Consider the following 14,217-nt stretch of genomic DNA (forward strand, 5'->3'; position numbering starts at 1 on the left):
TTCATTTGTCAGCAATGGGAAAAAGAACCATCAAGGTTCATACATAATCCGCACCATCAAATCCCGGGACCAAACATGTAGGCTGGCTTCTTTGATGTTGAAGAGCGGCTTGCACGATTGAGCGGACTTGGCGAGCAGCTCGAAGCGTTTTCCCGGACTGTGGATTTTGAAGTATTCCGCCCTGATCTGGAGCGGGCTTTGGCCTATTCAGATGGGAGTAAGGGCGGACGACCGCCATTCGATCCAGTGCTGATGTTCAAAATTCTGGTCATCCAGACACTGAACAATGTAGCGCAGTGCGCTATGTCGCAATTGAGAGTTAATAGTAAGCACGAACATCCTCCGGAGTGAGACACCGGAGGATGCGTGTCAGTACGTGCGGATCAGCGCGGTGTGGCAGCCTGACCCGTTGCAGTGGCAGGATTCCAGAGCAGATATGCATCGGAAAGGTTGTCAGTTTGCGGCACGTCTCTGACCGGCTTGGGTTTGTGAAGGCCTTCATACTGCAGAACGGAGAACGGACGGATATCCTTCGTCTTGGGAAGATCCGAACGGGACCATCCGCCACCCAGCGCCCGGATGAGGTCCACCACCGCAGTGGTCTGGCGCGTGCGGGTTTCAACAAAGGCAATCTGTGCAACCAGGGCGGCCTGCTGCGCCACGACGACATCAAGATAGTTCGTCAGGCCACCGGTATAGAGCTGCATGGTCATTGACTGGGTGCGAAGAGCTGCATGCACGGCGTTTTCGTGCTGCCCTGTCTCTGTCCTGAGTTTTGAGACATTGGTCAGACTGTCTTCGGTTTCCTGGAAAGCCTCCAGCACGGTCGCGCGATAGTCGTCCTCTGTCTGTCTGTAATATGACCAGGTGCGCTGCAGTTCCGCGCGGCGCAATCCGCCCTGGAACAGCTGCAGCACGGCCTGGGCACCATACTGGTACATCGAGTTACCAAGGCTTGCGAGATCGAAGCCGTTATCCATAAATCCCGTCATCGCGTTGAATGTCACGTGCGGATAAAACGCGGCGCGGGAAACACCGATGGCACGGTTTGCCTGTGCCATCGTGCGCTCCGCAGCGGCAATATCCGGTCGGCGTTCAAGCAGTGCAGAGGGCAGGGCAGGAGCGGGACGGACATCGCGGAACGGAAAATCCGGGCGCGGCGCGATATGAAACGATGCGGGTGCCGCGTTGACCAGCACGGCGATCGCATGTTCCATCACGGCGCGGCGGGCCTGCACATCTGTCAGCGCCGCCTGAGTGGAAAAAAGCTGTGTTTCCGCGCGCGACACGTCAAGACCCGCTGCAATAGCGCCGGAAAGACGAAGTTTCGTGATCTCGACAGCAGTTTTATAATACCGGATCGATTCGTTGTAGACGGCTTCCAGCGCGTCCAGCCCGCGCAGCCGGATATAATCCTGTGCCAGCTCCGCCTGAATTCCAAGGCGGGCGACGGCGTAATCAGCGGCAGACTGCTGGGCGCTCTGCCGGGCCATCATGTTTCTGTTGCGGATGGAGCTCCAGAAATCCGGCTCCCATGTCACGCTGGCCTGATACTGCTCGGACGACATATAGACCGGGCCGGTCGCACCCGCACCACGCCACAGCCGGTGCTTCGATCCCTTATATTTGGTGCCGCCCGCCATGCCGCCCAGCTGCGGATAGAGATGGGATTCAGCTTCCGCCGCAACATCCCGCGACTGCGTAAAACGCTCTGCAGCCGCCTGGAGGTCCGCATTGGCGGCCATCGCCCGCTCTTCCAGGCGGTTGAGGTCCTGATCCCCGAAAGAGGTCCACCAGTCACTGCGGGGCGCGCCGTCGGAAGGGCGGCCATAGCGCATGACGCCCTGGCCGCTCCAGTTGTCGGGAAAGACCAGGCGTTCGGGTTTATAGGCCGGGGCCATGTCACACCCGGCAATGGTAACCGAGCAGAACACCATCAGTGCGCGGCGCAGCGATCCCCTCATTGACGCGCTCCGGCATCCGGCGAGGCGGATCCTTCCGGCATGGCCCGGATATCGTCACGCGAGTGCCTGGCGGGCGGTTTTTCAGGGAAGCTGTCGTTATATCCGCGCGTCGGGCTGACAACCCGGACCTCGTCACCATCCAGAAGACCGGCATCAGGATTGTTGATGATCCGGTCGGTTTCCTTCACGCCCGACAGGATCTGGACCGTGGTACCGAGATTGTTGCCTGCCGTGACGCCCACAAGGTGGACGTGGTTGCTGCCGTCAACGGTCGCCACCTGCAGCCCCTTGGCCCGGAAGATCAGCGCGCCTTCAGGCAGGATGAGGATGTTCGGATCACCCGGAGCCTCAAACTCCACTGTGGCATAGGAATCCGGCCACAGCTCGCGCGAGTCGTTGCCGACCATAAGCTCGGTGCGGACCGTACGGGTGGCAGCGTGGAATGCACCGGCGGTTGCCAGATATTTTGCGGTAAACTTCCGGTCCGGATACTGCGGCACCGTCAGGCTCGCCGTCAGATGCGGGGAAATAATATCCGCATAATCCTGCGGAACATCCACGAAGACACGCATCGCATGGACATCAGCCACGCTGAACAGCTCCGTGGCCGTCCCGTTGGACGAGACGTCTCCGCGACCGGCATTCACATAATCACCGACATCGGCGAAGCGGGACGTGACGATCCCGTCGAACGGCGCCACGATGCGCTTGAAGCCCTGAAGGGCCTCGAACCGCTCGGCCTCATGCTGGGCAGCTTCCACCAGAGCTTCCTGCGCCGTGGCGTTCGCGGCCTGAACATCGACCTCCTGGCGGGAGACAGCCTGGGTACCTTCCAGGGCCTGCCAGCGTTTCGCGGTGATCTGCGCCAGGTGATAGCGGGCCAGCGCGACATTGAGATTGGCTTTCGCTGCAGCGGACTGCGCGTCCAGACCCGGCGTCTCGATCTCGGCCAGAAGATCGCCCTTCTTAACCTGCGCGCCGATATCGGTGTACCACATCTTCACATAGCCCGAGACCTGGGCGTAGATCGGAGCCTGATACCAGGCGGAGATATTCGCCGGCAGGCTCAGCTTTCTGCGCGCCGGTCCGCGCTGCGGGCTGATCACCTGCACATGCGGCAGTGCGGCTTCGGCTGTTTCCTTCGAAAGCGACTGGTAGGTCCAGGTGCGCTGTACGACCCCCCAGACGGCCAGAACGACGGCAATCAGCACGGCGATGAGAACGGCAGGCTTCCTGCTGCGGCCCGAGGCCGGACCCGGGGTCGGACCCTGAGAGGACGGGCTGCCGGTCATGCGGTTTCTCCTGTAGTAATAGCATCTGTGCGTCTGGCTTTGCGTCCGTGCAGCAGGGCGAAAACGCACGGGACGAAGAGAAGCGTGGCAACGGTGGCAACGAGAAGCCCGCCGATCACGGCACGGCCCAGCGGGGCATTCTGCGAATTGCTGATCGACATCGGAATCATGCCGACAATCATGGCGGATGCGGTCATCAGCACGGGGCGGATACGCTCGAACCCGGCATCCACGGCCGCGCGGAACGCATCTCCGTGGCGCTCCAGCTCATCACGGGCAAAAGCCACCACCAGAATCGCGTTGGCAGTCGCGGTTCCCATGCACATGATAGCGCCGGTCAGAGCCGGAACGGACAGGGAGGTGTGCGTCAGGAACAGGGACCAGGAGATCCCGGCCAGCGCACCCGGCAGTGCGGTGATGATGATGAAGGGATCGAGCCAGGACTGGAAGTTGACCACGATGATCAGATAGATCAGCAGCACCGACATCGCCAGCCCGGCACCGAGCTGGATATAGGCCGAGTTCATGGTCTCCGCCTGACCGCGCATCACAAGAGAGGATCCGTGCGGAAGACGGCTCCGCTCCTGATCCAGAATGCTCTGCACGGCGCGGGAAACGGCCCCGAGATCCTGGCCTTCATTCATGGCGTAGATATTGAACACGGGCATGATGTTGTAATGCGCCACCACGCCGGGCGTGCCGGTCTGCTCGATCTTGCTCAGACCGCCCAGGAGCTGCATCGTCCTGTTCTGCGGGTTGCCATCACCCTTATCGACCGGAATGGTCTCAAGGGAGTTCATGGTCTGCAGGAAGTGCGACGGCATCATGATGTCCACGAGATGGGACACGCCGGTGGCCGGATCCAGCCAGTAGGTCGTGCCGACCTGGGAGCTTCCGGACAGCGCCAGCAGCATGTTGTTCGCAACGTCGGTTTCCGTGATGCCGGTCCCGAGCGCGAAGCTGCGATGCGTGTTGACCTGCAGCGTCGGCGTGGTCATCGGCTCCTGCACCACCACATCGGCAATGCCCGTCACGTGGCGGAGCCGTGCGGCAAGCTGATTGGCGAAACGGAAATTGTCATGCAGGTTGCGCCCGACGATCTGCACGTTGATCGGAGCCGGCGCACCGAAGTTGAGAATTTTCGCGGTCAGATCGGCAGGCATGAAGGTGAATCTCGTGCCCGGGAAGGTTTTCGCCAGCCCTTTGCGCAGAATCCCGCGATATTCGGCAACCGGCGATTCCTGGTTTTTCAGGGAGATCGTCAGGTCACAGTCCTGAGTGCCCACGGTCGGCGTGGGAATGAAGGACTGGTTGAGCGGCGAGAACGGCAGACCGCAGTTATCGACGATATTCTCCACCTGACCCGGCAGCAGCCGGGAGATTTCCGCATTGGCAAGCTGCGAGATCTTGCCGGCTTCCTCAATACGGGTGCCCAGAGGCGCGCGCATATGCATGGCGAGTGAGCCGGAATTGATCTCAGGGAAGAAATCCTGACCGACGAACAGCAGCAGCAGCAAAGAGGTGAGGGCCGCCGTCAGGAAGCCGCCGATGAACAGACCGCGCGTGCCGATCAGGGAAACCAGCACCTCCCGGTAACTGTGACGGAAACGCTCGAATCCGTTCTCGAATCCCTGGCGGAAGCGGCCGAAGAAGCCTTTCGGCGGCGTGCCGTCTCCGTGTCCGTGCGGCACCTGTCCTGCGAGCATGTATTTGGCCATGGTCGGAACAAGGGTTCTGGACAGGATGAAAGACGCGATCATCGCGAAGATGATGGCCTCGGCCATGGGCATGAACAGCCAGCCCGCAACGCCGGAAAGCTGAAGCAGCGGCAGCCAGACGATACAGATACACAGGGTCGAGACGAAGGTCGGCACCACGATCTGGTTGGCCGCGTCGATGATCGAGTTTTCCAGATCCTTGCCGGTGCCCAGATGGGCATCGATATTCTCGATCATGACGGTCGCGTCATCCACGAGAATACCGACGGCAAGAGCAAGACCGCCAAGCGTCATGACGTTGATGGTCTGCCCCACCCATCCCAGACCGATGATGGAACAGAGCATGGCCAGCGGAATGGAGGTGGCGATGATGACGGTGGACCGCCAGGACCCGAGGAACAGCAGCACCACGAGACCCGTGAGGACCGCCGCGGTCGCCATCTCACGCACCACGTCATGAATGGAGTCCCGCACGAATTCGGAAGCATCGTTCAGAACGCGGATATGCACGCCCGGAGGCAGGGTGCTCGTGACGCTGGGAAGGATCTTGCGGACACCCGCGACGACATTGAGGGTCGAGGCATCACCGCTTTTCATGATGACGATCAGAACGCCCTGCTGCCCTTTGACAAGCACCAGGTTGGTCTGCGGCGGCCCCCCTCGATGCACCCAGGCAACGTCGCGCATATAGACCACGGAGTTGCCGATCTGCTTGATCGGGATGCTGTTGAAACTTTCGATAGCCCTGGGACTGGCATTGGTCTGCACCATCCAGTCCAGGGAGCCGATTTTCTGATCACCGGCAGGCAGCACGATATTCTGTTTGCTGAGCGCCCGGGAGACATCCACCGGAGACAGGCCATGCGCCAGCAGCTTGGTCGGGTCCAGATCGACCATCACGTTGCCCGGCTGACCACCATACGGATTGGGAATCGCGGTCCCCGCCACCGAGACCAGCGCAGGCCGGATCAGGTTCGACGACATGTCGTAGATCTGCGACGCGGTCATGGAATCGGAGGAGACCTGCAGCGTCAGGACCGGAACGGACGACGCGTTATAAGTCAGGACCAGCGGCGGCGTCGCACCTTCGGGCAACTGCTTGATGATCGTCTGGGAAACGGCCGTGATCTGCGTCTGGGCCGTTCCCGGATCGGTTCCGGGCTGGAAGAACACCTTCACGATGCCGCGCCCGTAATAGGACTGGCTCTCGATATGCTCGATATTATTGACGGTCGCCGTCAGGGCGCGCTCGTAATAATAGATGACGCGTCCGGACATGTCCTCCGGCATCAGGCCGGTATAGGTCCATGCGATGGCAACGACCGGAATCCTGATGCTGGGAAAAACGTCAGTCGGTGTGCTGATTACGGATCGGATACCGAAGACGATAATCAGAATCGAAAGGACAACGAAGGTGTAGGGTCGCTTCAGGGCGACGACGACGATTTCGTTCATGCCGGGAAGCTACATGAGGAAACAGGGGGTGTCATCAATGTATCGTACCGTGTCTGTTTCGGACGGGAACCGTTTCGGGTATCTCCATACTGGAAAAAAAAACCTCCTGGCGTTACATCCAGGTTATGAATGACATTGCTTTTTCCGAGGCCGCCGCCACGGCGCAGCCGGTCGGGATTCTGATTGCCCCGCAAAACGTGCTCCGCCAGGTCGCACATCCCGTCCGTCCCGAGGATGTCGGGGAGATCCGTCTGATCCTGCCGGGCATGTTCGCGGCCATGTACGCCGCGCCCGGGATCGGCCTTGCGGCGCCCCAGATCGGGATCAGCCGCCGCTTTGCCATCGTCGATCTCGGAGAGAAGGAGGAGCGAGATCCGATCATCATGCTCAACCCCGAGGTGATCTCGGAAAGCGAGGAGATGTCCGCCCGGGAGGAAGGCTGCCTGTCCCTGCCGAACCAGTATGCGGAGGTCACGCGTCCGGAAGCCGTGCGCGTGCGCTGGACCACGCTGGACGGAACGGTGACGGAGCGGGAGGTGAGCGGCCTGCTCGCGACATGTATCCAGCATGAAATCGATCACCTCGACGGTATCCTGTTTATCGATCATCTCTCCACCCTTCGCCGCAACATGATCATGCGGCGTCTGGCCAAAGAGCAGAAGCAGAGACGGCACTGAAGGGTTCTGCCATGCGGATCGTATTCATGGGAACACCGGATTTTGCCGTTCCCGCCCTGGAGGCGCTGCACGGAGCCGGTCACGAGATTGTCGCGGTCTACAGCCAGCCGCCGCGTCCGGCCGGTCGCGGGCAGGCCGAACGCAGGTCTCCGGTACATGAAAAGGCCCTTGCGCTGGGGCTGGAAGTCCGCACGCCCGAACGCCTGCGCCGCCGCGAGGAGGAGCATGAGGTGTTCCGTGCTCTGTCTGCGGACGTGGCCGTGGTTGCGGCCTACGGGCTGATCCTGCCGGAGGAGATGCTCCGCGCGCCTGTGCGGGGCTGCCTTAATATCCATGCCAGCCTTCTGCCGCGCTGGCGCGGGGCCTCCCCGATCCAGAGCGCGATCCTGGCCGGAGATACAGAGACCGGCGTGACCATCATGCAGATGGATGCAGGTCTCGATACCGGTGCGATGCTGCTGGAAGAACGCGTGGCGATCACAGCGCAGACCACGGCCTCCTCCCTGCATGATGCGCTGGCGGAAGCAGGCGGGCGCCTGATCACGCAGGTACTGGATACGCAGCCCGCCCCGGTGCCGCAGCCCGCCGAAGGGATCACCTATGCGGAACGGCTGACGCGGGAGGACGGACGGATCGACTGGAGCCGGGACGCAGCCGCGATCGACCGGCAGGTCCGCGCCCTGACCCCCTGGCCCGGTACGTTCACGACGCTTGACGGCGTGACTTTCAAGATCGGGGCCGTCGCCCCGGCTTGCGGATCAGGCCAGCCCGGAGAGGTGCTGGATGACACGCTGACCGTGGCCTGCGGCACGGACGCCGTGCGGATTCTCCGGATTCAGCGTCCGGGAAAGGGGATGATGGAGGCGGATGCCTTCCTGCGCGGCCATCCTCTGGCCGCCGGAACGATTCTGGGGCGCTGAGCGTGGCGTCTCCCCTGCAGAGATGGGCCGTTCTGCTGGAATATGACGGAACGGATTTCGTCGGCTGGCAGCGACAGGAGAACGGCGTATCCGTCCAGTCCGTGCTGGAAGAGGCCGCCCGCCGCCTCTCGGGCGGGTCGGAGGTTCCCAGCGTGACGGCCGGACGCACGGATGCCGGTGTCCATGCCACGGGCCAGGTGGCGCATCTGGATTTCCCGGCCGGTCTGCCCCTGACGGCCCGCGCCGTGCGCGACGGTCTGAGCTTCCACCTGAAGCCGTATCCCGTCGTGGTGCTGGCAGCCGCGCCGGTCTCCGCGGAGTGGAGCGCGCGGTTTTCCGCCACGGGCCGCGCCTATCGCTACCGGATTCTCAATCGCCCGTCCCGTCCGGCCCTGGAGCAGAACCGGATCTGGCACGTAAAATTTCCGCTCGATGCGGAAGCGATGCACGCGGCGGCACAGACCATCCTCGGGCGCCACGACTTCACCTCGTTCCGCGCCGCGGCCTGCCAGGCAAAAAGTCCGCTGCGGACCCTGGATCGCCTGGATGTCCGGCGGGAGGGAGAGGTGATCAGCGTGATCGCGGAGGCCCGCTCCTTCCTGCACCACCAGGTCCGCAATCTGGTCGGCTCGCTTCAGCTCGTCGGATGCGGGCGCTGGCCGGTCTCGGGCATGCGCACGGCGCTTGATGCGCGGGACCGGTGCCGGGCCGGGCCAACAGCCCCGCCGGACGGGCTGATCCTGACGGGAGTGGTCTATCCGGAGCCGGTTTTCTGACTCCGCACTCCGGCTCTGCCAGCCGCTGAGCCTGTCATAAATACATCATTTTTCGCCGGAGATGTCTCACGCTAGAGACCGTGCTGATCCGGCCAGACCCCGATCCGGGCAGCCGGGCTGAGGAGAAGATGATGCTGACATCCAGACGTTTCCTGGCCACCCTCCTGCTCTCAGCCACGCCTCTGTGCGCGGCGGCAGGACATGCCGAAGATGTTACCGGAGCCGGATCGAGCTTCGCCGCGCCGATCTATCAGGCATGGGGCACGGAAGCGAAGGCGGCCACGGGCGTGGTGCTGAACTATCAGAGCGTCGGCTCAAGCGCGGGACAGAACCTGGTCACGGCCCGCACGGTCGATTTCGGCGCCTCCGACGCACCGATGGACAGCGCGAAGCTGACCGCATCCTCCCTTTATCAGTTCCCGACGGTCATCGGCGGCGTCGTTCCGGTGGTGAATATCCCGGGCATCGGTGCGGGTCAGCTTCGCCTGAGCGGTCCGGTGCTGGCGGAAATCTATCTCGGCACCATCACGCGCTGGAACGACCCGAAAATCAAAGCCCTCAATCCCGGGCTGAACCTCCCGGAGACGGATATCGCTCCGGTGCATCGCGCGGACGGCTCGGGCACGACCTTCGTCTTCACCTCCTATCTGGCGAAGGTGTCTCCGGCATGGAAAGAAAATGTCGGTGCCGCCACCTCGGTACAGTGGCCGGGCGGCCCGGGCGCACGCGGTAATGAAGGAGTCGGGGCCTCCGTCCATGCAACGGAGGGCGGCATCGGTTATGTCGAATATGCCTATGCCCGCCATAACGGAATCCCGACCGCTCTGCTCCAGGATCACGACGGAGATTTCGTCTCCCCGGGCCTGGACAGCTTCTCCGCCGGAGCATCTGCGGCAGACTGGGATCACGCGCAGAATTTTGCCGTCGATCTGCTGGATGGCAAAGGCAGGAATGTCTGGCCGATCGTATCGGCAACCTTCGTTCTGGTTCCGACAAACCCGCAGAGCCAGGCAAGGGCGGCAGCTGTTCGTGATTTCTTCAGTCATGCCTTTAAAAACGGTGATGAAACGGCCCGCAAACTGGACTACGTCCCGCTGCCAGCCAGCGTGAAGCAGAAAATCGAGGCGGGCTACCCGTCTGCGAAATAAGATCCGCCGGGGCATAAATGCTGCTTTAAAATGCACCCTGCCGGAGCGGGAAAACTTCTACCTCCCGCTCCGGTTCCGTTTTTCCCTGCACGGAAGCGCCGCAAGGATAATCTCCGCACACTCTTGCACTCCGTCAGGCCTGGTATTATAGAGACCTCCGTCGGTCCGAGTGGCCGTCACGCTTCCGTCAAGGCAGCAACGCCCAAGTAGCTCAGTTGGTAGAGCATGCGACTGAAAATCGCAGTGTCACTGGTTCGATCCCGGTCTTGGGCACCATTTTTCCTGAAAAATTACAGATATCTTTCCGGTCATGCGCGGAGTCACCGCACTGCCAGTCCGGATATTGGGGGCTAGAATAACGTCATTACGGAAATGCGGATTCCAGCCCGGCCGGGAGCCGTCTTTGCGGTAACGGCTCTCCGTATGCCGATGTCTTGTAATCCGCAGAAAACAGCTCCCCGGAGCCGCAAGGAAGCCGTATCAGTCCGGACCGAAAATATCAGGCCAGATCTCCGTCAGAGCCTGATCCACTTCCTCCATCCGGGTCTGCAGACCGAGCTTGCGGAAACTGGTGACGCCGAATTCGCGGATACCGCAGGGGACGATTCCCTCAAAATCATTCAGATCCGGATCAACGTTGATCGCAATGCCGTGACGACTGACCCAGCGGGAGACCCGCACGCCGATGGCCGCGATCTTTTCCTCCGCTCCCGTCCGCGGGTCCGTAACCCAGACCCCGATTCGCCCCTCCCGGCGCTCCCCTGTGATGCCGAACCGGGCAAGGGTGCGGATGATCCACTCCTCTAGACAGAAAACATACTGCCGCAGATCACGCGCCCTGAGATCTCCCCTGGAGCGCGACAGATCCAGCATGAGATAGACCACGCGCTGCCCGGGGCCGTGATAGGTCCACTGCCCGCCGCGCCCTGCCGGATAGGTAGGATAGCCATGCGGATTGAACAGGTCTTCCTCGCGTGCGGAGGTGCCGGAGGTGAACAGCGGCGGATGCTCCAGAAACCACAGCCTTTCAGGCGCACCGTCCTCCCGGATCGCGATAGCCTCGCGCTCCATCCGGTCCAGCGCCTCGGGATAGGGAACAGGCCGGGATGATTTTTCCCGGATAATTTTCGTATGGGTCATTGCAGCGGGGTCAGCCATCGGTTATACGCGCCTCCGTCCCCGGTATCGCTCATGTGGTGCCGGTTGTCACGGGCGGCCGTGGCGGAATGGTAGACGCGCAAGCTTGAGGTGCTTGTGGGGGAAACCCCGTGGAAGTTCGAGTCTTCTCGGCCGCACCAGTATCCTGAACCGACGCGGGGAATTTTCCCCGCCCGGGTCGGGGATCTCTGAAAAATCTCCTGATATCACAGCTTCGGCAGGCAGCCGGACGGGCTGGCACATGCCCGCGGCAGAAGATGCCTTCCGGCAGGTGTCTTTTTATTGCCACGCTCGGATGGCAGATAACTGGCCAGTAACCCGTGTTCAGCGTAAGGTCGTGAACACGGCGGCGGGCGTGTGATGCGTGCCGTCTCTCAGGATGATATCAGAGGGTCAGTTTTGTGACGAAACCACTCAAGAAAGCGGTCCTGCCCGTTGCCGGGCTTGGCACACGCTTCCTCCCCGCGACGAAGGCCATGCCTAAGGAAATGCTGCCGGTCGTCGACAAGCCCCTCATACAATATGCGATTGACGAGGCCCGGGCGGCGGGAATCGAGGAGTTCTGCCTCATCACCGGGCGCGGCAAGGACTCGCTGATCGATTATTTCGACGTGGCGTTCGAGCTGGAAGTCACGCTGCGCGAGCGGAACAAGAAAGACTGCCTGGAAGCCCTGGCACCCAGCAGCATCGAAGCCGGTTCGCTGGCCGCCGTGCGTCAGCAGGAGCCGCTCGGTCTCGGCCACGCCATCTGGTGCGCCCGCAGCTTTATAGGTGACGATCCGTTCGCCATCATTCTGCCGGACGATCTGGTCCGCGCTGACCGTCCCTGCATCGGACAGCTGATCGAGGCCTATAACCAGACCGGCGGCAGCGTGGTCGCGGTTGAGGAAGTGCCCCGTGAGCACACGAACCGCTACGGCGTGCTCAATCCGGGCAAGGATGACGGCAAAATGGTGGAGATCCGGGGGCTGGTGGAAAAGCCCAAGCCCGAGGATGCCCCGTCCAACCTGTCCATCATCGGACGCTACGTCCTGACGGCCGATGTGATGAAGCATCTCTCGAAGCTTGAGAAAGGTGCGGGCGGAGAGGTTCAGCTCACTGACGCGATGGCGAAGATGGTCGGAGAGATTCCGTTCCACGGTCTGCGCTATGAGGGACGTCGTTTCGACTGCGGCAACAAGATCGGCTTCCTGGAGGCACAGATCGCCTTCGCGCTCGATCGCCCCGATCTTGCGGATGACGTCCGCGGATTCCTGAAGAACTACACGGGTGCCGTCTGATGAGCTTCTCCCACAGCTTCGATCCGACCAGCCTGCGCGAATATGACATTCGCGGCATCGTCGGAAAGACACTGACCACGGACGACGCCTTCGCCATCGGCCGCACCTTCGGCAGCCTGGTCGTGCGCAACGGCGGCAAAACCGTCACGGTCGGCTATGACGGACGCCTGTCCTCTCCGGACCTAGAAGCCGCACTGGTCAGGGGCGTGACTGCCTGCGGCCTGCACGTCGTGCGCGTGGGCTGCGGCCCGACGCCGATGCTGTATTTCGCTTCCGTCATCCGCAAGGCAGACGGCGCGATCATGGTCACCGGCAGCCACAACCCGCCGGACTATAACGGCTTTAAGATGATGCTGGCCGGCAAGCCCTTTTTCGGAAAGGATATTCAGGAGCTCGGCCGCCTGTCCGCAGCCGGAGATGTCACGCCGGAGGCAAAAGGCACGTCCGAGACGATCGATATCTCAGACGACTACATCACCCGCCTCGTGAAAGACTATGACGGTAGCGAGAAGACTCTGAAAGTCGTCTGGGATAACGGCCACAGTGCGGCCGGAGACGTCCTGGAGAAGCTGGTGAAGAAGCTGCCGGGTGAGCATATCGTGCTCAACCCCGGAATCGATGGCACCTTCCCGGCGCATCATCCGGACCCGACAGTCGCGAAGAACCTTGAGCAGCTCATTGCCGAGGTCCGCGCGAAGAAAGCCGATATCGGCATTGCGTTCGACGGTGATGCGGATCGTGTCGGCGTCGTCGATGACAAGGGCGAGATCCTCTGGGGCGACCAGATCCTCGTGCTCCTCGCGCGTGATGTGCTGAAAAATCACCCCGGCGCGACCATCATCGCCGACGTGAAAGCCAGCCAGATCCTGTTTGACGAGGTTGGCGTGGCAGGCGGCGAACCGCTGATGTGGCGCACCGGCCATTCGCTGATCAAGGCGAAAATGGCCGAGACAAAATCTCCGCTCGCCGGAGAGATGTCAGGCCACATCTTCTTCGCCGACAAATGGTACGGCTTTGACGATGCGCTCTACGCCGCGATCCGCGTGCTCGGTATCGTCGCGCGCCTCGGAACGCCGCTGTCAGCCTTCCGCGAAGCCCTGCCGAAAACGACCTCCACACCGGAAGTTCGCTTCGATTGCGACGATACACGCAAGTTCAGCGTGATCGAGGAAGTGGCCGGTCGCCTGCGCGCGGAAGGAGCCGATGTTTCGGAAATAGACGGCGTGCGCGTGAACACACAAGACGGCTGGTGGCTCCTGCGCGCCTCCAACACCCAGGCCGTGCTCGTCGCCCGTGCGGAAGGCAAGAGCGAGGCAGGTCTGGAACGCCTCAAGGCAGCCCTGGTCAGCCAGCTCAAGGCCTCATGCTTATCGGAGCCGGACTTCTCAGGCAACAGCTCCGGTCACTGACCGGACAGCCTGAACGGCCCTTACATCAGCGCCGCTCCGGAAAACCGGAGCGGCGTTTTTTGTGGGGATTACACGTGCACGGATACGTCGGCTTGAGAGAGTCGCTAGCCGGTCCGGTTTCGAGACATTCCGCCCTGTAGCAAGGTGGATGGTTCGGGAAACTCTCTTTTTGGTTAATTTAAAATCGTAAAATGGACTGTTCGTAAGACCGTTTGCTCCCGTCTGAATAGGTCAAAGCCTCTTCAATATCCAAGAAACTGGACTGCTTCATGATCCATTATCGGTGCTGTCACGTTAACTGGCGTATGTTACCTGGCAGTCTTTTAGGTGTTTAGTCCCGTGTTTTGATGGGGTATTATTTTCACGCGAGTGGAAGGACGCCTTATGGGACAGATACGTCATGGGAGCGCCACGACCACG

At 61.6% G+C, this 14,217-nt stretch carries 10 protein-coding genes, 2 tRNA genes and 1 pseudogene; 9 read left to right on the top strand and 4 right to left on the bottom strand.

Annotation, left to right across the window (positions count from 1 at the left end):
• Window positions 1–117: 117 nt before the first annotated feature.
• A pseudogene (locus LOC54_RS08430) lies at window positions 118–294 on the top strand (transposase); the annotation flags it as partial.
• Window positions 295–383: 89 nt separating this feature from the next.
• On the opposite strand, the gene LOC54_RS08435 reads toward LOC54_RS08430, so the two are convergent.
• The 3 genes from LOC54_RS08435 to LOC54_RS08445 are packed head-to-tail and all read right to left on the bottom strand — an operon-like array spanning window position 384 to window position 6,429.
• Window positions 384–1,964, bottom strand: coding sequence for an efflux transporter outer membrane subunit (locus LOC54_RS08435; RefSeq protein ID WP_279313382.1), 1,581 nt, complete (start codon window positions 1,962–1,964; stop codon window positions 384–386).
• Window positions 1,961–3,256, bottom strand: coding sequence for an efflux RND transporter periplasmic adaptor subunit (locus LOC54_RS08440; RefSeq protein WP_279313383.1), 1,296 nt, complete (start codon window positions 3,254–3,256; stop codon window positions 1,961–1,963). The genes LOC54_RS08435 and LOC54_RS08440 overlap by 4 nt, the downstream gene beginning before the upstream one ends.
• Window positions 3,253–6,429, bottom strand: coding sequence for an efflux RND transporter permease subunit (locus tag LOC54_RS08445; protein WP_279313384.1), 3,177 nt, complete (start codon window positions 6,427–6,429; stop codon window positions 3,253–3,255). Before LOC54_RS08445 ends, LOC54_RS08440 begins: the two co-directional genes overlap by 4 nt.
• 125 nt (window positions 6,430–6,554) lie before the next feature.
• Here LOC54_RS08445 and def point away from each other — a divergent pair, with 125 nt between their 5' ends.
• The 5 genes from def to LOC54_RS08470 all read left to right on the top strand — a co-directional run bounded on the left by def (window position 6,555) and on the right by LOC54_RS08470 (window position 10,226).
• Window positions 6,555–7,106, top strand: coding sequence for a peptide deformylase (gene def, locus LOC54_RS08450; protein WP_279313385.1), 552 nt, complete (start codon window positions 6,555–6,557; stop codon window positions 7,104–7,106).
• Window positions 7,107–7,117: 11 nt separating this feature from the next.
• Window positions 7,118–8,026, top strand: a complete 909-nt coding sequence (gene fmt / locus LOC54_RS08455) for a methionyl-tRNA formyltransferase (RefSeq protein WP_279313386.1) — start codon at window positions 7,118–7,120, stop codon at window positions 8,024–8,026.
• 14 nt (window positions 8,027–8,040) lie between these two features.
• Window positions 8,041–8,802, top strand: a complete 762-nt coding sequence (truA, locus tag LOC54_RS08460) for a tRNA pseudouridine(38-40) synthase TruA (RefSeq protein WP_279313389.1) — start codon at window positions 8,041–8,043, stop codon at window positions 8,800–8,802.
• Between the two features lie 131 nt (window positions 8,803–8,933).
• On the top strand, window positions 8,934–9,950 hold the full coding sequence (gene pstS / locus LOC54_RS08465; protein ID WP_279313390.1) for a phosphate ABC transporter substrate-binding protein PstS: 1,017 nt from the start codon (window positions 8,934–8,936) through the stop codon (window positions 9,948–9,950).
• A 200-nt stretch (window positions 9,951–10,150) separates the two neighbouring features.
• Window positions 10,151–10,226: transfer RNA gene (locus LOC54_RS08470), tRNA-Phe, on the top strand.
• 204 nt (window positions 10,227–10,430) lie between these two features.
• Here the strand turns inward: LOC54_RS08470 and lipB are convergent.
• Complete coding sequence (lipB, locus tag LOC54_RS08475) at window positions 10,431–11,108, bottom strand: lipoyl(octanoyl) transferase LipB (RefSeq protein WP_408740325.1); 678 nt, start codon at window positions 11,106–11,108, stop codon at window positions 10,431–10,433.
• A 54-nt stretch (window positions 11,109–11,162) separates the two neighbouring features.
• Between lipB and LOC54_RS08480 the strand changes: the two genes are divergently transcribed.
• From LOC54_RS08480 to pgmG, 3 genes are all read left to right on the top strand, one after another.
• Window positions 11,163–11,248 (top strand) — tRNA-Leu (locus LOC54_RS08480).
• A gap of 261 nt (window positions 11,249–11,509) precedes the next feature.
• Window positions 11,510–12,388 (top strand): UTP--glucose-1-phosphate uridylyltransferase GalU, encoded by an 879-nt coding sequence (gene galU / locus LOC54_RS08485; protein ID WP_279313387.1) that lies wholly within the window; start codon window positions 11,510–11,512, stop codon window positions 12,386–12,388.
• Window positions 12,388–13,797, top strand: a complete 1,410-nt coding sequence (gene pgmG, locus LOC54_RS08490) for a phosphoglucomutase/phosphomannomutase PgmG (protein WP_279313388.1) — start codon at window positions 12,388–12,390, stop codon at window positions 13,795–13,797. Before galU ends, pgmG begins: the two co-directional genes overlap by 1 nt.
• Window positions 13,798–14,217 lie beyond the last annotated feature (420 nt).

Origin of the sequence: Acetobacter sp. AN02 (assembly GCF_029759835.1) — a bacterium.
GTDB lineage: Bacteria > Pseudomonadota > Alphaproteobacteria > Acetobacterales > Acetobacteraceae > Acetobacter.

Excerpts from the sequence above, each read along its gene's own strand:
- LOC54_RS08435 (WP_279313382.1), bottom strand. The coding sequence starts at position 1,964 with ATGAGGGGATCGCTGCGCCGCGCACTGATGGTGTTCTGCTCGGTTACC.
- LOC54_RS08440 (WP_279313383.1), bottom strand. The coding sequence starts at position 3,256 with ATGACCGGCAGCCCGTCCTCTCAGGGTCCGACCCCGGGTCCGGCCTCG.
- LOC54_RS08445 (WP_279313384.1), bottom strand. The coding sequence starts at position 6,429 with ATGAACGAAATCGTCGTCGTCGCCCTGAAGCGACCCTACACCTTCGTT.
- def (WP_279313385.1), top strand. The coding sequence starts at position 6,555 with ATGAATGACATTGCTTTTTCCGAGGCCGCCGCCACGGCGCAGCCGGTC.
- fmt (WP_279313386.1), top strand. The coding sequence starts at position 7,118 with ATGCGGATCGTATTCATGGGAACACCGGATTTTGCCGTTCCCGCCCTG.
- pstS (WP_279313390.1), top strand. The coding sequence starts at position 8,934 with ATGCTGACATCCAGACGTTTCCTGGCCACCCTCCTGCTCTCAGCCACG.
- lipB (WP_408740325.1), bottom strand. The coding sequence starts at position 11,108 with ATGGCTGACCCCGCTGCAATGACCCATACGAAAATTATCCGGGAAAAA.
- pgmG (WP_279313388.1), top strand. The coding sequence starts at position 12,388 with ATGAGCTTCTCCCACAGCTTCGATCCGACCAGCCTGCGCGAATATGAC.